Origin of the sequence: Streptomyces caeruleatus, from assembly GCF_001514235.1 — a bacterium.
Lineage (GTDB): Bacteria > Actinomycetota > Actinomycetes > Streptomycetales > Streptomycetaceae > Streptomyces > Streptomyces caeruleatus.
The window spans coordinates 54678-75876 of sequence record NZ_KQ948936.1; the positions used below are offsets into that span (position 1 = coordinate 54678).

Below are 21199 nucleotides of genomic sequence, written 5' to 3' on the forward strand. Positions count from 1 at the left end.
GCGCTGCGGGCAGTGACCCCTCACCAGGGCGTCACCTGATCGGGCGGTGCACGTTGTCCCGTTCGCTCGGGCCCGGGGTGGCGTCCGCGATCCACGGGGCGCCGTCGTCCGACGGGTCGACGATGCCCTGCTCCAGCCACTCGTACGTGCCCGACATCACGCCCTTGACGACCTTGCGGTCGAGGTCGTCGGTGTTGGACCACAGGCGGCCGAAGAGTTCCTCGATCCGCAGCCGGGACTGGCGGCAGAAGGCGTCGGCGAGCTGGTAGGCCTCGCGGCCGTGGTCGCCCTGGGTGCGCAGGTGCTCGGCGCGGACGCAGGCCGCGCTCATGGCGAAGAGCTCGGCGCCGATGTCGACGACCCGGCCGAGGAAGCCCTGCTTGGTCTCCATGCGGCCCTGCCAGCGGGACATGGCGTAGAAGGTGGAGCGGGCGAGCTTGCGGGAGGTGCGTTCGACGTAGCGCAGGTGCGGGGAGAGGTCGACGCCCTGCTTGAACTCGCCGTACGCGTACGGCAGTTGCCCCTGGCCGGCGACGAGCTTCGGCAGCCACTTGGCGTAGAAGACACCGGCGCCCGCGCCCGCCTTCGCCTTGTCCTGGAGGGACTTGTCGGGGTCGATGAGGTCGCCGGCGACCGAGAGGTGGGCGTCGACGGCCTCGCGGGCGATCAGCAGGTGCATGATCTCCGTCGAGCCCTCGAAGATGCGGTTGATGCGCAGGTCGCGCAGGACCTGTTCGGCGGCGACCGGGCGCTCACCGCGGGCCCGTAGTGACTCGGCGGTCTCGAAGCCGCGGCCGCCGCGGATCTGGACCAGGTCGTCGGCGATCGTCCAGGCCATCTCGGAGGCGTAGAGCTTGGCGAGGGCGCCTTCGATGCGGATGTCGTTGCGGTCCTCGTCGGCCATCTGCGAGGCGAGGTCGGTCACGGCCTCCAGCGCGAAGGTGGTGGCGGCGATGAAGGAGATCTTCGCGCCGACCGCCTCGTGGTGGGCGAGCGGCTTGCCCCACTGCTCACGGGCCGCCGACCACTCGCGGGCGATCTTCAGGCACCACTTGCCGGCCGCCACACAGGACGCGGGGAGGGAGAGCCGTCCGGTGTTCAGCGTCGTCAGTGCGATCTTCAGGCCCGCGCCCTCGGGGCCGATGCGGTTCGCCGCCGGGACGCGGACCTGGTGGAAGCGGGTGACGCCGTTCTCGATGCCGCGCAGGCCCATGAAGGCGTTGCGGTTCTCGACGGTGATGCCGGGCGAGTTGGTCTCCACGACGAAGGCCGTGATGCCGCCCTTGTGGCCCTCGGACTTCGGCACCCGGGCCATGACGACCAGCAGGTCGGCGACCACGCCGTTGGTCGTCCACAGCTTGACCCCGTCGAGGACGTAGTCGTCGCCGTCGGGTACGGCGGAGGTGGCGAGGCGGGCCGGGTCGGAGCCCACGTCCGGCTCGGTGAGGAGGAAGGCGCTGATGTCGGTGCGGGCGCAGCGCGGCAGGAAGGTCTCCTTCTGCTCCTGCGTGCCGAACAACTTCAGCGGCTGCGGTACGCCGATCGACTGATGGGCGGAGAGCAGCACGCCGATCGCGGGGGACGCCGAGCCGGCCAGCGCGAGGGCCTTGTTGTAGTAGACCTGGCCGAGGCCGAGCCCGCCGTACTTGGTGTCGATCTTCATGCCGAAGGCGCCGAGCTCCTTGAGCCCGTCGATCACGTCGTCGGGGATGCGGGCCTCGCGCTCGATGAGGGCGCCGTCGACCTTGGTCTCGACGAAGTCGCGCAGTTTGGCGAGGAACTCCTCGCCGCGCTGGGCGGCCTCGTCGGTGGGCATGGGGTGGGGGTGGATGAGGTCGAGGCGGAAGCGGCCGAGGAACAGTTCCTTGGCGAAGCTGGGCTTGCGCCATTCCTGCTGCCGGGCCGCCTCCGCCACCTGGCGCGCCTCACGCTCAGTGACAGTGGGCTTCGTGGGTGCTGCGGACATGAGGCTCACCTCGTCGCGAATCGGGATCTTGGGCCGTTTGGTTACCGACGGGTGCTACCCGATCGTATGTACCCGATTACGGGCGACCCCACCACCCTGCGCGCGTCCGTTCAGCCGATGGGGCGCAAAGTGGTGTGCGCGGTGGGCCGACACGGCCTACCGTTCACGCCCACGACGGTGACGTAGTACTCCGCGGCCCGGTTCGAAAATCGGAGTCGAAGCGCTTCGACAACCTATGGACACCCATCCGCGGTGGAGCTACTGTCGAACCATCCTCACACCCACCCCTGTACGCAGCGCGCACTGTCGAAGCGCTTCACAAAGCTTGGAGAGCTGGATGGTCACCCTCGCCGAGGTCGCCCAGCACGCCGGAGTCTCGGCGAGCACGGTGAGTTATGTCCTCAGCGGCAAGCGGTCCATCTCCGGGGCCACCCGGCAGCGGGTCGAGCAGAGCATCCGCGAGCTCGGCTACCACCCGAACGCGGGCGCCCGCGCCCTGGCCAGCAGCAAGTCGAACATCATCGCGCTGATGATCCCGCTGCGCACCGACATGTACGTGCCGGTGATGATGGAGATCGCCATAGCCGTGGCCACCACGGCCCGGACGCACGGCTACGACGTCCTGCTGCTGACCGGCGAGGAGGGCCCCGACGCCGTGCGCCGCGTCACCGGCAGCGGGCTGGCCGACGCGATGATCCTCATGGACGTCCAGCTGGACGACGAGCGGCTGCCGCTGCTGCGCGGGACCGACCAACCGTCCGTGCTCATCGGGCTGCCCGCCGACACCACCGGGCTGACCTGCGTCGACCTCGACTTCAAGGCGACCGGCGCGCTGTGTGTGGAGCATCTGGCGATGCTGGGGCACCGCGATATCGCCGTCATAGGCGAGGCCCCCGCCGTCTACGAGCGGCACACCGGTTTCGCCGAGCGCACGCTCGACGGACTGCGGCTGCGCTCCCAGGAGCTGGGGATGCGGCTGCTGCACCGGCCGTGCGAGGGCGGGTACGACGCGATGGCCGTCACCCTCGCCCGCGTCCTCGACGAGCGCCCGGGCACCACCGGGTTCGTCGTGCAGAACGAGTCGGCGGTCGAGCCGCTGCTCGCCCTGCTGCGCCAGCAGGGCCGTGCCGTGCCCGAGGACGTGTCGGTGGTCGCCGTCTGCCCCGACCAGGTCGCCGTCCAGGCCTCGGTGCGGCTGACGTCCGTCTCCATTCCCGCGCAGGAGATGGGCCGGCACGCGGTGGAGCAGCTGGTCGCCAAGCTCGATGGCCGCGGGAGCGACGAAGTCGTGCTGATCGCACCCGAGTTGACGATCCGGGCGAGCACGGGCCCGGCGCCGTCCACCACCCACCACTGACGTCCCGCGAACGCCCCCGCACCGCCACCTCACCGTGCCCCTCCCGGGCACTCCCCTGTCTGCACCCGCTGCCCTCTTCAGGAGCGCCACGTGAATCAGCCTGCCGAAAACCAGCCCCAGCCAGGCACGGTCAGCCTCGCGCAGTCCTCCCCGACCGTCGGCACGTTCCGTGAGCGGGACGGCGCGCTGGAGTGGAGCGGCCGTCAGGAGACCCTGCGTGTCGAGCCGTGGGGGCCGGACGCGGTCCGGGTGCGTGCCCGGCTCGGCGGTCCGGTCCTCGACGGGCTGCCCGGCGCGCTGCTGGAGTCCGCCCCGGTGACCGAGTCCGCCGTGAAGATCGAGGACGGGCTGGGGGTGCTGACCGTCGGCGCGCTGACCGTCCAGGTCGACGCCGAGGGCCTGATCCGGTTCCTGCGCACCGAGGACGGCACGGAGGTGCTCGCCGAGGAGCGCGCCCACTTCTGGTGGCCGGGCCCGCGGCTCTACACCGCCGTCGGCAACGGCTACCACCGTCTGGAGCAGCGCTTCGCCGCCTACGACGACGAGAAGCTGTACGGCCTCGGCCAGCACCAGCACGGACGGTTCGACCAGAAGGGCCTGGTGCTGGACCTGGTCCAGCGCAACGCCGAGGTCGGCATCCCGGTCCTGGCCTCCAGCCGCGGCTACACCCTGCTGTGGAACAACCCGGCGATCGGCCGCGTGGAGCTGGCGCACAACGGCACCCGGTGGGTCGCCGACTCCGCCCGGCAGATCGACTACTGGATCACCGCGGGCACCCCGGCCGACGGCCAGCGCCGCTACAGCGCGGTGACGGGCCGTACGCCGATGCTGCCGGAGTGGGCCGCCGGTTTCTGGCAGTGCAAGCTGCGCTACCGCACGCAGGACGAACTCCTCGAAGTGGCACGGGAGTACAAGCGCCGCGGGCTGCCCATCGACGTCATCGTCTGCGACTTCTTCCACTGGACCCACCTGGGCGAGTGGAAGTTCGACCCGAAGGAGTGGCCGGACCCGGCGGCGATGGTGCGCGAGCTGGACGAGCTCGGCATCAAGCTGGTCGTGTCCGTCTGGCCGTCGGTCTCCCCGCTCTCCGAGAACCACCCGGTCATGGAACAGCGCGGGTACTTCATCGGCACCCAGTACGGCCCGATGGCGCACGCGGACTGGCCCGACAAGGAGGTGGCCTCCACGGTCCAGGTGGCGTTCTACGACGCCACCAACCCCGAGGCCCGTGAGTTCGTGTGGTCGAAGGTCAAGCAGAACTACCTCGACCAGTACGGCATCACGGCGTTCTGGCTGGACGCCTGCGAGCCGGAGCTGAAGCCGGGCTTCCAGGAGAACCTGCGCTACTGGACGGGTCCGGGCCTGGAGGTCGGCAACATCTACCCGGCGGAGAACGCCCGCACCTTCTACGAGGGCCTGCGCGCGTCCGGCGAGGAGGAGATCGTCACCCTCAACCGCTCGGCCTGGGCGGGCAGCCAGCGCTACGGCGCCGCCCTGTGGTCCGGCGACATCGGCACCGACTTCCTGACGCTGCGCCGCCAGATCGCGGCCGGCCTCAACACCGCGCTGTCCGGGATCCCCTGGTGGAACACCGACATCGGCGGCTTCCACGGAGGCGACCCGGACGACCCGGCGTACCGCGAGGTGATGGTCCGCTGGTTCCAGTTCGGCGCCCTGTCCCCGCTGATGCGTCTGCACGGCTTCCGCGACCCGGGCATGCCGCTCGGCCCGGACATGACGGGCGGTCCGAACGAGGTGTGGTCGTACGGCGAGGAGGCCGGCGCGATCCTGGAGCGGTACCTGCGGCTGCGCGAGCGCCTGAAGCCGTACGTCCTTCAGGTCATGCGCGAGGCCCACGACGAGGGGCTGCCGGTGATGCGGCCGCTGTTCCTGGAGTTCCCCGAGGACGAGGCGGCGTGGGCGGTCGACGACGCGTACCTGTTCGGCCGGGACCTGCTGGTCGCGCCGGTCCTCACGGCCGGGGCGACGACCTGGACGACGTATCTTCCGGCCGGGGCGCGCTGGACGGACGCGTGGACGGGTGAGACGTACGAGGGCGGTGCGACCGTGACGGTCGACGCCCCGCTGGACCGCATCCCGCTGTTTCTGCGGGACGGGGCACGGCTGCCCGTAGCGGAGTAGCCGTGTCGGAGGGGATGGCCGGACGGTGGAGGTCTTCCGGCCATCCTCTTCGCATGTTCGGCCAACTTGCGCTCTGTGTCGGCGAGTTCGCCGGGTTAGATTCCCTGGGTGTCCTCGACTCCCCTTCCCCTCGCCCTCGCCAATCTGCTGGTGCGCCCGGCCTTCGGCTCGCGGCGCGATCCCGACCGGGTCTTCGACCGGATCGCCGCGGCGGCCGGGGAGGCGCCCGGAGACCGGCGGTTCGTCGACGACTTCCGGTCGCTGCTGGGCTGGTGGGCGAAGGCGGACCGGCTGACCCCGGTCGGCTGGCAGTCGGCTCAGGTGCATGTGCGGCGGCATCTCACCAACCGGGCCCGGGTGCTCAGGCTGATCGCCGAGCGTCCGGAGATCGAGCGGGAGCCGATCGAGAGGCCGGTGTTCGTGGTGGGTCTGCCGCGTACGGCGACCACCGTCACCCACGCCGTCCTGTCGCTCTCGGAGGAGCATCGCAGCCCGCTGCTGTGGGAACTGCTGGCGCCCGACCTGGAGTTGCCGCCCCGGCAGCGACGGAAGGCGATCACGGCCGGGCGTCGGATGGCCCAGGGCACCGACCTGTTCGCACCGCGCTTCCGTGACATCCACGCGATGGCGGCCGAGGGCCCGGAGGAGTGCACGTTCGCGCTGCCGCACGCCCTGATGCCGTTCTCGCAGGCCTGGATCCCGGAGTACCGGGACTGGCACCGCGAGCGGGATTTCGTCCCCGACTACCGGTACCTGAAGCAGGTCTACCAGGTCCTCCAGTACGGCCGGCCGCGCCGCCGCTGGATGCTGAAGTCGCCGATGCACCTGGAGAACCTGGACGCGCTGCTCACGGTGTTCCCCGACGCCACGATCGTGTGGTGCCACCGCGACCCGGTCACCGCCGTGGCGTCCTTCTGCAGCCTGATCGAGCACGGCATGGCCGTCAGCACCCGGCCCCTCGACCTGGCCGGCATCGGCGCCACCTGGCTCGACCTGCTGAGCCGCGCCATGACACGCGGTCTGGCCGCCCGGGCAGCCATCCCGCCGGAGCAACTGGTGGACGCCCCGTACTCCTGGCTCGGCTCCGACCCGGCCTCCGGCGCCCCCAAGCTCTACGCGGCCGTCGGTGCCCGCTGGACCGACTCCGAGGCCGCCCGCCTCCCGGACGCCGTCGCCCGCCCCAAGGGCACCCGCCGCCACACCTACGACCTGACCCGCTACGCCCTGGACCGGGCCGAGGTGGAATCCGCCTTCGCGGACTACAACGCGCTGAGGGCCGAGGTCGACCGCGCCTGAGGAGAACGACAGAGACGGACCGGTCCCCGGCCCCGAGGACACTCAGCTGCCACCGGCCGTCGAGTCGCTGGTGTTGCGGAAGGCCAAGGCGGTGCGGACGACGCGGTCACCGGCGCCCGCGGAGACCGACTGCGGAAATCCACCGTCACCGACCACAACCAGACGAGGGCCGGAGCCGACCGCGCCTGACAGGAACGACAGACACGGACCGGCCCCGGCCCCGGCCCCGAGGACGTGTCAGCTGCTGCTGACCGTCAGGTTGTTGGTGGTGAAGTCCAGGCCGCCGGAGGACGAGGTGATCTCGTAGCCGAACTGGACGTCACCGATGGTCTCGTTGCTGGACATCCAGCCCTTGCCGGTGATCCAGGTGAGGATCGGCTTGATGTTCACGGTGCCGGAGGTGGAGTCGGACGTGCGCAGGAACGAGAAGACCTCGTTGGCGCCGTTGGTGCCCTTGTAGACGGTCCAGGTGTGGCCGCCGAGGGTGACGTTGCCCTGGGAGGTGCCGAGCGGGCCGACGGCGCCGTTGTAGTTGACCCAGAGCATGATCTCGTAGTCGTAGTCGGTGTCCCAGATGTCGTACGACGTGTTGTACGCGCCGGACGACGGGACGGTGACGTTGTAGCTGCTGGTGAGCGAGCCGAGGGAGGCGATCGTCTTGTTGATCACCTTCTTGGAGTCGGGGTAGGACTTGATGCCGCCAGTGTTGGGGTGGTTGGCCCAGACACCCCAGTTGGTACCGGAGTTGGCCCATATGCACTGGCTGCCGGCGCCGGAGCCCCAGATGTTGTTGTAGAGCGTGTACCCGTTGAGGCTGGTGTTGCCCCACTGGTCGCAGGAGTTCCAGACCGCGGCCGAGGCGGGGGCGGAGGCCAGTCCGACGACGGCGCCGACGGCCATCGCCGGGGCCAGCGCGGCCGTGGTGATCTTGCGCAGTGCGCTCTTTGCCATGGTGTCCCTTTCCATGGGTGGGGGGAAATGCGGGGGATGTGCGGGGAGCTACCACGCCCCCAGACTGAGGACGTGGTCTTCTCCGGCGACGAGGTCGAGCGGCTGTGCGGTGCTGTCGCCGTCGCCGTCGTCGGAAGAAGTCCGGAGTTCGACGCGGACGGTGCGGGACGGCTTCAGGACCGCCGTCGCGCCGTCGCGCGTCCAGGTCAGGTCGACCTCCGCGCCGAACCGGGTGCGGACGCCCAGGAGGCTGCCCTCCCGGAGGGTGGGGGGAAGGGCGGGCAGCAGGACCAGTCGGTCCGGGGTCGACTGCACGAGCATCTCGATCAGTACGGCGGGCAGGGTGTGCGCGGCGTCCGCGTTGTAGACATCGCGGTTCGGGTAGTGGGCGCTCATCAGGGAGGCGTGGAAGAAGTCGCCGCCCAGGACCTGGTCGAGGGCGTGGGCGACCCGGCCGGCGTCCCTGAGGCGGGCCGCGATGAGGGCGTGGTGGAGGTGGCCGTGCGCGGAGTCGTTCTCGGCGCCGCGCAGTTCGAGGGCACGATGGGCGGCCGTCGCGAGGTCGGGGGTGTCGTACGGGGTGATCTCGTCGAGCGGCCAGACGCCGTAGAGGTGGCTGAGGTGGCGGTGGTCGTAGGCGTCCTCCAGGCCGGGCCAGGCCCATTCGGCGAGGGCGCCGTCGGCGTTGATCCGGTGCGGTGGGAGGCGGTCGGCTAGGGCGCGCCAGCGGGCGGCGTCCGGGGTGTCCGGGTGATGGTCGGCGGCGGTGAGCAGTGCGTGCCGGGCCGCCGAGAGGTCCATGGCGGCGTTGATCGTGGCCCAGCTCGCGTTGGCCGGTCGGTTCTCGGGTGAGTAGGAGGGGACGACGACCACATGGCCGTCGTCGTCGGTCCGGGTGAGGAAGTCCTCGTAGAACAGCGCCACTTCGGCGAGGGCGGCGGCGGTGCGCGGGTCGCGGGTGCCCTGGGTCTCGTCGTGGTCGACGAGTGGCTTGAGCAGCCAGTCGGCGCCCGCGGTCCACAGGTGCAGGGGGTATTCGCGGCTGAAGTGGTACGAGTGTCCCGACTCGCCGTCGGTGTGGGCGGGCGCCACCACGCCCCGGGTGCCGAAGACAGCGCGGGCGTTGTCGCGCCAGTCGGGCAGCTGGCGTTGGACGAGCGCGGCGTGGGCCTCGGTGACCTCGGGCAGGGCGGCGGCCGCGGCGGAGGCGGTCTGCAGGTTGAGGTTGGCGTCGTTGGTGAACGCGCCCGACCAGGCGGTGTCCCAGTCGCCGGTCCACAGGCCGGTCAGCCGGGGCGGGAGGAGGCCGCTGGCGGACAGCAGGTGGTAGCGGCCGGCCGCGAAGAGCCGCTCCAGCAGGGCGGCGGCACCCGGGCGCTTCAGCAACTCCGAGCCGGACAGGGCGCGTTCGGCCGGGTCGGCGGCGAGGTCGAGGGTGACGCGCTCGTAGGCGGTGCCGTGGAGGGCGACATGGCGGGCGAGGAGTTCGTCGTACTCCGTGGCCGCCAGGTCGCGCAGGGCGCGGCTCTCCGCGGTCACGTCGAGTTCGCCGGTGTGCCGTCGGACCCGGGTGAGGAGCAGGACGGAGCGGGCGTGCTCGATGTGCGCACCGGGCGGGGTGAGGGTTGTCGTGCCGCCGGTGACGGTGATCAGGCTGACGCCGGTGAAGGCGCGGTCGCTGTCGGGGTAGCGGGCGCGCAGGCTGAGCAGGGCGCCCTCGGGGGTGAGGACGGCTCCGTGGCCGACGCCCAGTGCGGCGGGGGCGCCGGGCAGGGCGTGGTCCAGGGAGATGTCGAGGGTGGTGCCGGGGGCCGTGACGCGCTGGACGATCACGTCGTCCGCGCGGGAGACGAAGACCTCGCTGGTCCAGTCGCCGCACGCCGCCCGGACGACACCCGTGGCGAAGTCGACGGACCGGCGGTAGCCGTGCCCTTCGTCGGAGGGTCGGCGCAGCCGGATCTGGAAGGCGGGGTGGAAGGGCTGCACCCACTGGAGCGGGCGGCCGTCGGTGAAGCCCTCCGCCGCGGTGTGGTCGCCGGCCAGGAGGCGGTCCTGGAGGGCGGGGAGGTAGGCGGCGAGCTTCGGGGGGCGGGTGTCGCTGCCGCCCGGGCGGACCAGGGTGTGATGGGTGACGATGACGCGGTCGTCGTTCGGGTCACCGAACACAAGGGTGCCGTGGTGGCCGTTGCCGCTGAGGAGGGCGTCCTCCCAGCGGGCGGCGGGCTGCGGTTCCCACGTTCCGTGGGCCGGCGTTCGGGTCATGGCCGCAGTACCGCCACGTCGTAGCGGCCGAGGCTGACCCGGTCCGTGACGGACGTGCCGGTCAGCAGGTCGCGGTGGGTGCCGGGCACCTCCACGGTCACCGGCTCCCGGCCGTGGTTCAGCACGAACAGCACCTCGCCCCGGCGTACCGCCTCGACCTGCTCGGGGAGGCCGTCGAGCACCGGGCGGACGCCCGTGCCGGCCGCGATCCGGGCCAGCAGGTCGCGCAGCGCGTCCGGCTCGGGGAGCGTGGAGACGTACCAGGCCCGGTCCTTGCGCAGGACGGCGGGCAGTCCGTCGAGTTCACCGCCCTTGTACGGAAGGGTCTCGTCGGCGGTGCCGTCGGCCTCCAGTTCCTCGGACCACAGCGTGCCGCCGAAGCCCTCGCAGGCGACGCTCTCCCCGGCGTCCAGCGGCCACCACTCGTGCAGCGTGCGGATGCCGAACAGCTCGCGCAGCCGGGCGTCCATGCCGCCGGGCCGCACCCGGTCGTCCTCGTCGGCGACGCCGGTGAGGAACCCGCAGACGAGGGTGCCGCCCTGGCGGACGTAGGCGAGGAGGTTCTCGATCGCCGCGTCCGTGAGGAGGTACAGCTGCGGTACGACGACCAGCCGGTACGCGGAGAGGTCGTGCTCGGGGTGGGCGAAGTCGGTGGTGAGGTGGGCCTGCCACAGGGCGCGGTGCCAGGTCTTGAGCACGTCCGCGTGGTCGACCCGCTGGGAGAGACGGCCGTCCTGGGCGCCGGCCCACCAGGCGTGCCAGTCGTGCAGGACGGCGACGTCGGCGCCGCTGTGCCGGCCGGACACCTCCGGGGCGATCCGCGCGAGGTCGGCGCCGAGCCGCTTGACCTCCTGGTACGTCCGGCCCTCCTCCCCCGCGTGGCTGACCATGCCGGAGTGGAACTTCTCCGCGCCCTGCCGGGACTGCCGCCACTGGAAGTAGCAGACGGCGTCGGCGCCGCGGGCCACGGCCTGGAGGGACCACAGGCGGTTGAGTCCCCGGGGCTTGGGGTGGTTGACGCCCCGCCAGTTGACCGGCCCGGCCGCCTGTTCCATGAGCACCCACGGCCCGCGTGCCTGGGAGCGGGTCATGTCCTGTACGAGGGCGCCGTGCTGGGCGCCGAGCGGGTCGCGCGGGTCGGGGTAGAGGTCGACGGAGACGACGTCCTCCTCCTCGGCCCAGCGCCAGGCGTCCTGCCCGAACCACAGCGGCATGAAGTTGCTGGTCACCGGCAGGTGCGGGGTGTGGCGCCGGACGATGTCGCGCTCGGCGACGTAGCACTCCAGGAGCATGTCGGAGGTGAAGCGCCGGAAGTCCAGGACCTGGGCGGGATTACGCATGTAGTGCGGCTGACGGGCGGGCAGGACGCCGTCCCAGGTGTCGTAGCCCTGGCTCCAGAAGGCGGTGCCCCAGGCCTCGTTGAGGGCGTCGAGGGTGCCGTACTTCTCACGCAGCCACCGTCGGAAGGCGGCCGCGGCCTCGTCGCCGTGGTCGAAGGTGCAGTACTCGTTGTTGATGTGCCACATCGTCAGGGCGGGGTGGCCGCCGTAGCGGGCGGCCAGGTCCTCGGTGATGGCGGCGGCGTAGCGCCGGTAGGTGGCGCTGGAGTGCGAGAAGTGCTGCCGGCCGCCCCACCACTCGGTGCGGCCGTCCTCGGTGACGGGCAAGGTGTCGGGGTGCAGCCGGCCCATCCAGGGCGGCGGTGAGGAGGTCGGGGTGGCGAGGACGACGCCGATGCCGCCCTCGTGCATCAGGTCCATCAGCGTGTCCAGCCAGCCGAACTCCCGCGCGCCCGGCTCCGGTTCCAGCTTCGACCAGGAGAAGACGCCGAGGGTGACCGAGTTGACGCCGGCGGCCTTCATCAGCCGGACGTCCTCGTGCCAGGTCTCCTCGGGCCACTGCTCGGGGTTGTAGTCGCCGCCGAAGAGGAGACGACCTCGGGTGGCGTCGCTCAGGGCGGGCCGCCCCTTCTCCTCCGGCATCAGACGGGCTCCCCGTACTGCACACCCCGCCCGTTGGTGGCGACGTAGACCCGGCCGTGGATGCGTGGGTCGCCGGTGATGGCGGCCCCGATCCAGCCCCACTGGTGCTGGTCGTCGTTGATCCGCGTCCAGGTCGTGGCCTCGTCGTCGGAGCGGTACACGGCGGTGATCGTCTCCGTCGAGCCGACCATGTAGACGGCCGGGTAGGAGGCGCCGTCGGCGGCCTTGCCGAAGCCGAGGGTGTACGACGCCCAGCAGCTGCCGACCTTGCTGAAGTTCGCACCGCCGTCGGTGGAGCGGTACAGCCCGTTCCACTTGAGGCTCAGCCACAGGTCACCGGACCGGCCCGGGGCCGCGGTCAGCTGGAACTGCGTGTCGCCCGACTTCAGGCCGGTGGCCCGGGCGGCGAAGGTCAGGCCGCCGTCGGTGCTGGCGTGGAGGGTGCCGGTGGCGGTGTCGAAGGCGTAGAAGAGCTTCGGGTCGACGGGGTCCGCGACCGGCACGGCGCCCTTCGGCAGGGAGGCGACCTCGGCCCAGGTGGCGCCGTTGTCGGCCGAACGCTGGGCCGGGTAGACGGTGCCGTCCCAGTGCGCGAAGGACCACAGCACCGCACTGCCGTCGGCGTTGGTGACGATCGGCCCCGGCGCGTCCTTGGCGATGGCGGGCTGTGCCGCGAAGGGCGCCCAGGTCCTGCCGCCGTCGTTCGAGTAGGCACCGTTGCCGTGGTCGCCCCAGCCGGCCCGGACGACGTACGACGGCTTGGCCGCCGCCTGGGCCAGGCCGGTGGACGTTCCGAACACGGGGTTCGAGGCCATGCCACGCGAGGGTGACGCCGTGAGCGAGTCGTGGTACATCACGCCGACGTCGCCGTTGCCGCTGATCAGATGTGCCGCTCCGACCGAGGGCGAGACCAGCTGGCGGACGGACGTCTCCTCCAGGCCGCGGATCTGCGGGGCCCAGTTCTTCAGGTCGCGGGTGCCGTAGAGGGTCGCGCCGGTGCCGTAGACGATGTGCTTCGAGTCGTACGGGTCGATGCCGACCGCCTGGATCCACCAGCCGAACTTGGGCGCGTCGGCACCGAAGGCGAGGAAGGGGGTCTCGGAGATGTCGAGGACGGCCTTGTCCTTCAGGGACGTCCAGCTGCGGCCGCCGTCGGTGCTCCGGTACAGGGTGTCGACCAGCGCCCAGCGGTTGTTGGTGGAGACGACGACGGTGCCGGGGCGACAGGCGTCGACGGCGACTCCGCCGTACGCGAAGGTGTCGGTCCCGCCGTCGCTCGTCGCCCCGCCGGGCTTCACCGGCGTGACCTCGGTCCACTTCCCGTCGGTGGTGCGCAGCTTGTGCACGCTGCCGTCCGACTGTCCGTTGGGACCGGGCGCGTTGCCGTACGTCACGTACAGCTCACGCGTGTGCTTGTCGTACGCGGCGCGGATCGGCACCTTGGCCGCGGTGCCGGTGGGCTGTCCGGGTACGGCCTCCCAGGTCGTGCCGTCGGAGGTGCGGTAGAGGTTGGCCTTCCCGGCGGTGCCGTCGGAGTCGCCCCAGCCGGCATAGACGGTACGGCCGGCGGCGACGAGGAGCGTGACGCCCTGGCCGGTGGCACTGGGCGCGGCCGGGAAGCTCACGGTCTGCCAACTGGCGCCGCGGTCGGCCGACTTGAGCAGCCCGTCGTGCCGGGTACCCAGCCACAGCGTGTCACTGTCCCGCGGATCGACGAGCAGCCGCTCCCCCGCACCCCGCCCGTCCTCGTTGGCCCCGAGCTTCACGGTGAGATCGGTGCGCTTCCAAGTGGCGCCGCGGTCCTCGGAGCGCAGAACGGCTCCGTTCCCGGCCCACGACTGGGCATACGTGCCGAGCGAGAGGTAGACCCGGTTCGGGTGCGCCGGGTCGACGGCGATGGCCTCGACGCCGAGCAGGTTCCAGTCGTCCCAGCCGATGTGGTCGGTCAGCGGAATCCAGCGGTCGGTCCGGTCGTCCCAGCGGTAGGCGCCGCCGACGTCGGTACGGGCGTAGGCGAGGCCGCGGACGGAGGGGTGGAAGAGGACACCGGTGACGAATCCGGTGCCGCCCATGACGGCGGTGCGCCAGCGGTAGGCGGGGGTGGTGGCAGCAGCAGGCTCAGCTGCGGCAGCGCGCGCCGCGAGGGGCGGAAGGGCGGTGAGTGCGGCGGCGGCCGCGGTGCCGGCGAGAACGGTTCTTCTGCAAGGGGGCGACGCGTGCATGACACATACCTCGTTGCTCTGAAAGGAAGGGGGAGGAGAGCGCCCCGAAAGGGGCGCGGGGAACTGCGCGACCAGCCACGAACAACCCGCAGCCGCCAGACAACCGATGCACCCCGTTGAGTGGGCGCCGATCAACCCTTTACCGCACCCGTCAACATGCCCTTCTTGAAATGCCGCTGGACGAAGGGAGAGGCAACCGCGACGGGAATCAGCGCGAGGACCATGACGGCCATCTGCAACCCCAGCGCGGACAACTGCCCCGTACGCACTGCCTGCTGAAGCCCCGTCGGCGCCTCGGTGTTCTTCTGCACCAGCTGAATGAGCACGTTCTGCAACGGCATCATCTGCTGGTCGGTGAGGTAGATGGACGCGTTGAACCAGGCACTCCAGTACCCGACCGCGTAGAACAGCGAGATCACGGCCAGCACAGCCCGCGACAGCGGCATGATGATGGTCAACAGAATCCGCAGATCACCGGCCCCGTCAATCCGCGCCGACTCGGTCAGCTCGGGCGAGATCCCCATGAAGAACGCCCGCAGCACAAGGATGTTGAAGACACTGACCGCACTCGGCAGGATCAACGACAGATACGTGTCGGTCAGCCCGAGCGACTGCACCAGCAGATACGTGGGAATCAGCCCGGCGCCGAAGAACATCGTCGCCATCATGGTCATCAGGAAGAACCGGTGCCCCAGACTCCCCGGCCGGGACAGCCCGTAGGCCGCGAGCACCGACACCGCCATGGAGAACAGCGTGCCGACGAGCGTCACCCCGACCGAGACCATGATCGCCCGGCTGACCTGACCACCGCTGAGCAGCTCCGTGTAGTTGACGAAGGTGATGCCCTGGGGGATCACGACGAGCCCGCCGACCCGGTCGATCACCGGTTTGGGGGAGAGGCTGGTGACGATCACGATCCACAGCGGACCGAGCACGCCCAGACAGCACAGGAGGAGCAGTCCGCCCTTCGCGGTGAGTCCGGCCTTGCTGGGCGGCTCCTCCCACACCGGGCGGGCGGGCGCCTTGAGACTGCGGATGAGCTGCGTGTTGAGGCTCACTTCTTGTACACCCCCTGCTCGCCGAGGAGATGCGCGAACTTGTTCGCGCCCAGGACGAGACAGACTCCGATGGCGCCCTTGACGAGGCCGACCGCGGCCGCGTAGCTGAAGTCGCCGTTCTGGATACCCATGTTCCACACGTAGGTGTCGAGGACCTCGCTGGCCCCCGCACCGACCGCGTACCGCTGGAGCAGGAACTGCTCGAAGCCGACGCTGAGCGCGTCACCGACCCTGAGGACCAGCAGCAGCGCGATCACCGGGCGCAGTGCGGGCAGCGTGACGTGCCACATGCGGCGCCAGCGTCCCGCGCCGTCCATGGCGGCGGCCTCGTACAGGTCGGTGCTGACCGCGGCCAGCGCCGCGAGGAAGACGATGATGCCCCAGCCGGCGTCCTTCCAGACGGACTGCGCGGTGACCAGGTACTTGAAGAGGTCCGCGTTGGTCATCAGGTCGAAGCCGCTCCAGCCGTGGTCCTCCAGGGTCTGGGCGATGATGCCCGCGCCGCCGAAGATCTGCTGGAAGACGGTGACGACGAGGACCCACGAGAAGAAGTGCGGCAGATACATGATCGCCTGTGCCACGGCCCGCACCCGGGGCCGGATCACACTGTTGATGAGCAGCGCGAGGGCGATGGGAACCGGGAAGAACAGCGCCAGTTGGAGCAGGAACAGGACGATGGTGTTCTTCGCGGCGCTCCAGAACAACGGGTCGTCGATCATCCGCGAGAACTGCTCCACGCCGACCCAGGGGCTGTGGAAGATCGCCGTGACGCCGTTGCTGGAGACGTAGGGGTCGTAGTCCTGGAAGGCGACGACGTTGCCCAGCAGCGGGACGTAGTTGAAGAGCAGGAGCAGGACCATGACGGGCAGCGTCATCAGGATGAGCGCGCGGTCGCGGCGCAGCCGGACTTGGAAGGGAACCTTGCCGGCCTTGCCCGCCTTGCCCGGCACCGAGACCTTGGGAGACGCCGCGGCGACCGCGGCCGTCGGTTCCTCGACGGCCGCGGGGGGACGAGTCCCGTCGGGCCTGCTCCCGGCCGTGAGAGACATCAGTTGCCGCTGCCGTTCTTGTCGATGAGCTCCTTGTACCAGTCGCGCAGCTTGTCGCCGCCGGAGGACTTCCAGGTGGAGATGGCGGCCTGGACCTCGGACAGCTTCCGGTTGCCGCGCACGTAGTCGATCTCCAGCTGCTCGAACTGGCTGCCGAGGTTGGCGTAGCGGGTCGGCTCGACGATGTTCATGCCGAACGTGGACGTCTTCTTCATGAAGGCGCCCATCCGCTGCTGCCACTCCACCTGCTTGCGGGCGACGTCGGGGAAGTCGGGGTGGGCGTAGTAAGCGGCCGGCGCGGCCAGCATCACCCAGGCGTTGAGCACCTGGGAGTTGCCGAGGTCGTTCTTGACCGGGACGCCGTCCTTGACGGTGTAGTGGGTGCCCTCGACGCCGTAGTCGACGAGCATCCGCTCCTTGGTGCCGTAGGGCGCGGCCGCGAAGTCGGCGGCGGCCAGCGCGTTCTCGACCGTGGCCTTCGAGGCGCCCTTGCGGATCAGCGACCAGATGGTGGCGGGCTGAGAGGCCCACAGCGTCGGGTTGCCGCCGTCGGCACCGAAGAGGTCCATGCCTTCGATCTCGAAGTCCGGTTTGGCCTGGGCCTGTTCGGCGGTCTTTCCGTACCAGCTGGCGATGTTGTCGTTGTAGACCAGGACCTGCCCGGCGGTGAACCGCTGGCCCTGGTCGCCCGAGCGCGCCTTGTCGTCGGGGTGGACCACGCCCGCGTCGAACAGCTTGCGGACCCACTCCAGGGCTTCCAGGTACTCGGGCACCTCGTGGCGGTACGTCAGCTTGCCGTCGTCCCCGATGTTCCAGCCGAGTGTCCCGGAGGGGCGGACACCGAAGAAGCTCCAGGCGGACCAGTTCATGTCGGCGCAGGCGTACACCTTGGCCTTGGCGCTGGTGGCCTCCTTGGCCCAGCTGAGGAACTCGTCCGGCGACTTGGGGGGCGACCAGCCCTTCTTGTCGAAGATGTCCTTGCGGTAGAAGGGCGTGATCCAGTTCGCGGTGGCGGCTGGCATCGGAATGCCGCGCAGGGCGCCGCCGAAGATGCCCATGCGCCAGGCGTCGGAGGGGATGGCGGCCAGGTTCGGGTACTTCTTGGCCTTGTCGCCCGCCAGGTAGGGGGCGAGGTCCATGAACTTCGCGGTGACGGCGTTGGCGATCTTGCCGACCAGTTCCCAGCCGGGCACGACCACCATGTCGGGTATGGAGCTGGAGGCGAGGACGGCGCCGAGCTTCTCGCCGTAGGTGGTGCCGTCCTGGTTCTGCCAGGTGATCTTGGTGCCCGCCGCGGCGTCGAGCGCCGTGTAGTAGGGGTTGCCGGGCTTCGGCGGGGAGCCCCAGAACGGGGACATGATCTTGATGGGGGCGCCGGTGCCGAGCTTCTTCGGGACCGAGGTCTTCAGGGCCGCGAGGTCGACCTTGCCGGTGTAGCCGGCCCCCGAACCGTTCTTCGAGGGCAGGTCCGGCTGGGCGACCGTGCTGGCGACGTACGTCGGGAGCATCTTGTCGGCGGCCTTGCCCGACGTGGTCCCCTCACGCGAACCGGTGTCCGAACCACCGCAGGCGGCGAGCAGCGGCATCCCGCCGGCCACCGCTGCGGTGGCGACCGCCGTGGAGGCGAGGAAGCTTCTCCGGCTGGGTCCGGAGGGGGCGGAGTCGGCGTTCGGCGTCATTGCGTCAACCCTTCATGGCGCACCTGGACACCCGGCGGTGGGCCGTCGGCTGCGGTGTCTTAAGTGGAACTGGCTGAGCTGAAGCGATCCTGCGACCACGGCCGAGGGGCGTCCGTGCAGCGGGCGAGCCTCGTAGTCGAAGTAGTCGAAGCGCTTCGATGTTGCTGCGAGGTTAAGTGAAGGCATGGGGGCGCACAAGGGTCGATTCCAAGATTCCTCCGAGGCGTGGAGGATCCGACCGCTGTCTTACAGCGCTTGAAATAACGGTGAGGAGTCGGAGTTGTTGCGCCGGGGTGTCTTGACACCCACCCCCGGATCGAATCAGCATCGAAGCGCTTCGAAAGCGCCTCGCCGCTCCATCGCAAGGGGAACGCCACGTGACCGCACAAACGCCGCCTACGCTGCCTTTCCGTGATCGGCGACTGCCGTTCGCGAAGCGCATCGACGACCTTCTGTCGCGGCTCACGCTCGACGAGAAGATCGCCTTCCTGCACCAGTTCGCGCCCGCCGTCGAGCGCCTCGGCGTCGACGGGTTCCGCACCGGGCAGGAGGCACTGCACGGCGTGGCCTGGATGGGTCCGGCGACCGTGTTCCCGCAGGCGGTCGGGCTCGGCGCCACCTGGAACACCGAGCTCGTACGCCAGGTCGGCGAGGCCGTCTCCAAGGAGACCCGCGCGATGCGCGCCCGCGACGACCGCGTGGGTCTGAACGTCTGGTCCCCCACCGTCAACCTGCTGCGCCACCCCCTGTGGGGCCGCAACGAGGAGGGCTACTCGGAGGACCCGAAGCTCACCTCGGCCATCGCCACCGCCTACACCCGTGGCCTGCGCGGCGACCACCCGACGTACTGGCGCACCGCGCCCGTCCTCAAGCACTGGCTGGCCCACAACAACGAGACGGACCGCTCCGTCACGTCGTCCTCCGTCCGCCCGCGCGTCCTGCACGAGTACGATCTGCGCGCCTTCCGCGAGACGGTCGAGGCGGGCGCGACGGCCGGGGTGATGCCGGCGTACAACCTGGTCAACGGCCGTCCCAACCACGTCTCGCCGTATCTGCGCGAGCACCTGCGCACCTGGACCGACGAGGAGCTGCTGGTCTGCTCGGACGCGGGCGCGCCCTCCAACCTGGTCGACTCCGAGCACTACTTCGACACCCACGAGGAGGCCACGGCCGCCTCGCTGCTGGCCGGCGTCGACAGCTTCACCGACCACGGCACCGACAGCTCGAAGATCACCGCACGGGTGCGGGGCGCCTTCGACACGGGGCTGCTGACGGAGCCGGACATCGACACGGCGGTGCGCCGTCAGCTCTCGGTGCGCTTCCGGCTCGGCGAGTTCGACCCGGAGTACGACCCGCACGCGCACACCTTGGACTTCGACACCCCGGCCCACCGCGCGCTCGCCCAGGAGGCCGCCGAGCAGTCGGTCGTGCTGCTGAAGAACAGCGCGGGACTGCTGCCGCTGGCCCCGGACACCCGGATCGCCGTGGTCGGTCTGCTCGCCGACGAGTGCAAGCTCGACTGGTACAGCGGCACGCTCATCCACCGCTCCACCCCGCTGGAGGGCCTGTACGAGCGGTTCGGCGCGGAGCGCGTGGAGTTCGCGGAGGGCGTGGACCGGGTCCGGCTGAAGACCTCGGCCGGAGCCTTCCTGCACGTTCCCGAGGCCAACGCCGACGACGAGGTGCGCGGCGCCGAGGGTGCCCTCGACCCGGCCTTGCTGGCCGGCCGCACCGATCTGCCGCCGCTGACCACCGACCCGGTCGGCACCGAGTTCGCGCTCGTCGACTGGGGCGAGGGCGTGCTGACCCTGCGCGCCCCCGACGGCCGCTATCTGTCGGTCGCCGACGACGGCCGTGTCCGCGCCTCCGCCGACCAGCCGGGCGGCTGGGTCGTACAGGAGACGTTCCGCCTGGAACCGCACGAGAACGGGCACCTCCTGAGGCACATCGGTACGGGACGCCACGTCTCAGTCGCCGCCGACGGCGCGCGGGTTGCCGAAGCGGATCCGGAAACTTTCCAGCTCATGGTCGTCGAAAGCGGCGAGGACGCTGTAACCCGGGTCACTGCGCGGGCGGACGTGGTCGTGGTCGTCGCGGGCAACGACCCGCACATCCACGGCCGCGAGACCGAGGACCGCCCGACGCTGCGCCTGCCCGAGCATCAGGAGCGCCTGCTGCGCGCCGCCCGCGCCGCCAACCCGAACACGGTGCTGGCGCTGGTCTCGGCCTACCCGTACGCCGTCGATCACGCGGCCCTTCCGGCGCTGCTGTGGATGTCCCACGGCGGCCAGGCGGCCGGCACCGCCCTGGCCCGCGTCCTGGCCGGCGACGTCTCCCCCGCGGGCCGGCTCCCGCAGACCTGGTACGCCGACGACAGCGACCTGCCCGACCTGCTCGACTACGACGTGATCGGCAGCCGTCAGACGTATCTGTACTTCGAGGGGACCCCGCTGTTCCCGTTCGGCCACGGCCTGTCGTACGCGGCCTTCTCCTACGCCGACCTCACGACCCGCACCACGGACGACTCGCTGCACGTCTCCTTCACGGTCACCAACACGGGCGACGTGCCGGCCGACGAGGTGGCCCAGCTCTACACCCGCGCCGTGGACCCGACAGTGCCGCGTCCGCGCCGCGAACTGGTGGCGCACAGCCGGGTGCGGCTGGCCCCCGGCGAGCGCACGGAGCTGGGCTTCGAGGTCCCGCTGTCGTCCTTCGACTTCTGGGACGTGGCCCGGGGCGCCTGGCGCCGCGAGCCCGGCCCGTACGAGGTGCTGGCCGGCGCGTCCAGCGAGGACGTCCGGCTGCGGACGACGGTGATCCTGGACGGCGAGGCGTCCGCCCCGCGTCCGGTGCTGCGCCGCGGGCTGGACGCGGCCGACTTCGACGAGCAGAGCGGCGTCGCGATCGTCGACCGTACGCGGACGGCGGGCGACGCGGTGACGCCGGCGCAGGGCAGGTCGGGTGAACTGGTCTACCGGGACTGCGACTTCGAGGGCGGGGTCGCCGCGGTGACGGCGGCGCTCTCCGGCGACGGCGCGGTCGAGGTGTCGCTGGACGGGGGCGCGGTGCTCGCCGTGCTGACGTCCGAGGCGGGGGACGACGCGAGCCCGTACGACTACGTGACGAAGCGCGCCGAGATCATCGCCGAGGGCGTCCGGGACGTCCACCTCAAGCTGCGCGGCCCGGTGCGGCTCGCGCACGTCGGCTTCTCCGGTTGAGGGTCCGAAGGAGCTGA

General features: G+C 70.8%; 12 protein-coding genes. 4 read left to right on the top strand and 8 right to left on the bottom strand.

Going from position 1 to position 21199, the window contains the following annotated elements; genetic code table 11:
- Positions 1–31: 31 nt before the first annotated feature.
- The gene (locus AQJ67_RS33230) at positions 32–1966 is read right to left on the bottom strand and encodes an acyl-CoA dehydrogenase family protein (RefSeq protein ID WP_062723071.1); all 1935 of its coding nucleotides are present in this window, start codon (positions 1964–1966) and stop codon (positions 32–34) included.
- 337 nt (positions 1967–2303) lie between these two features.
- On the opposite strand from AQJ67_RS33230, the gene AQJ67_RS33235 reads away from it, so the two are divergent.
- From AQJ67_RS33235 to AQJ67_RS33245, 3 genes are all read left to right on the top strand, one after another.
- Positions 2304–3323, top strand: a complete 1020-nt coding sequence (locus tag AQJ67_RS33235; protein WP_062723072.1) for a LacI family DNA-binding transcriptional regulator — start codon at positions 2304–2306, stop codon at positions 3321–3323.
- 90 nt (positions 3324–3413) lie between these two features.
- Positions 3414–5465, top strand: coding sequence for a glycoside hydrolase family 31 protein (locus tag AQJ67_RS33240; RefSeq protein WP_062723073.1), 2052 nt, complete (start codon positions 3414–3416; stop codon positions 5463–5465).
- Positions 5466–5573: 108 nt separating this feature from the next.
- Positions 5574–6761, top strand: coding sequence for a sulfotransferase family protein (locus AQJ67_RS33245; protein WP_062723074.1), 1188 nt, complete (start codon positions 5574–5576; stop codon positions 6759–6761).
- A gap of 237 nt (positions 6762–6998) precedes the next feature.
- Here the strand turns inward: AQJ67_RS33245 and AQJ67_RS33250 are convergent, their stop codons facing one another.
- The 7 genes from AQJ67_RS33250 to AQJ67_RS33280 all read right to left on the bottom strand — a co-directional run bounded on the left by AQJ67_RS33250 (position 6999) and on the right by AQJ67_RS33280 (position 17964).
- Complete coding sequence (locus tag AQJ67_RS33250; protein ID WP_062723075.1) at positions 6999–7712, bottom strand: glycoside hydrolase family 12 protein; 714 nt, start codon at positions 7710–7712, stop codon at positions 6999–7001.
- 48 nt (positions 7713–7760) lie between these two features.
- The gene (locus AQJ67_RS33255; protein WP_062723076.1) at positions 7761–9974 is read right to left on the bottom strand and encodes a glycosyl hydrolase family 95 catalytic domain-containing protein; all 2214 of its coding nucleotides are present in this window, start codon (positions 9972–9974) and stop codon (positions 7761–7763) included.
- Complete coding sequence (locus AQJ67_RS33260) at positions 9971–11956, bottom strand: beta-galactosidase (protein WP_062723077.1); 1986 nt, start codon at positions 11954–11956, stop codon at positions 9971–9973. Before AQJ67_RS33260 ends, AQJ67_RS33255 begins: the two co-directional genes overlap by 4 nt.
- Positions 11956–14178, bottom strand: coding sequence for a WD40/YVTN/BNR-like repeat-containing protein (locus AQJ67_RS33265; RefSeq protein ID WP_062723078.1), 2223 nt, complete (start codon positions 14176–14178; stop codon positions 11956–11958). Before AQJ67_RS33265 ends, AQJ67_RS33260 begins: the two co-directional genes overlap by 1 nt.
- A gap of 131 nt (positions 14179–14309) precedes the next feature.
- A complete protein-coding gene (locus AQJ67_RS33270) occupies positions 14310–15236 on the bottom strand; it encodes a carbohydrate ABC transporter permease (protein ID WP_062723079.1) in 927 nt (308 codons plus the stop codon).
- A complete protein-coding gene (locus AQJ67_RS33275; RefSeq protein ID WP_062723080.1) occupies positions 15233–16285 on the bottom strand; it encodes an ABC transporter permease in 1053 nt (350 codons plus the stop codon). Before AQJ67_RS33275 ends, AQJ67_RS33270 begins: the two co-directional genes overlap by 4 nt.
- Positions 16285–17964 carry a type 2 periplasmic-binding domain-containing protein gene (locus tag AQJ67_RS33280; RefSeq protein WP_062723081.1) on the bottom strand — a complete coding sequence of 560 codons (1680 nt, stop codon included), beginning with the start codon at positions 17962–17964 and terminating at the stop codon, positions 16285–16287. The genes AQJ67_RS33275 and AQJ67_RS33280 overlap by 1 nt, the downstream gene beginning before the upstream one ends.
- A 377-nt stretch (positions 17965–18341) precedes the next feature.
- Here AQJ67_RS33280 and AQJ67_RS33285 point away from each other — a divergent pair, with 377 nt between their 5' ends.
- The gene (locus tag AQJ67_RS33285; RefSeq protein WP_062723082.1) at positions 18342–21182 is read left to right on the top strand and encodes a glycoside hydrolase family 3 C-terminal domain-containing protein; all 2841 of its coding nucleotides are present in this window, start codon (positions 18342–18344) and stop codon (positions 21180–21182) included.
- Positions 21183–21199 lie beyond the last annotated feature (17 nt).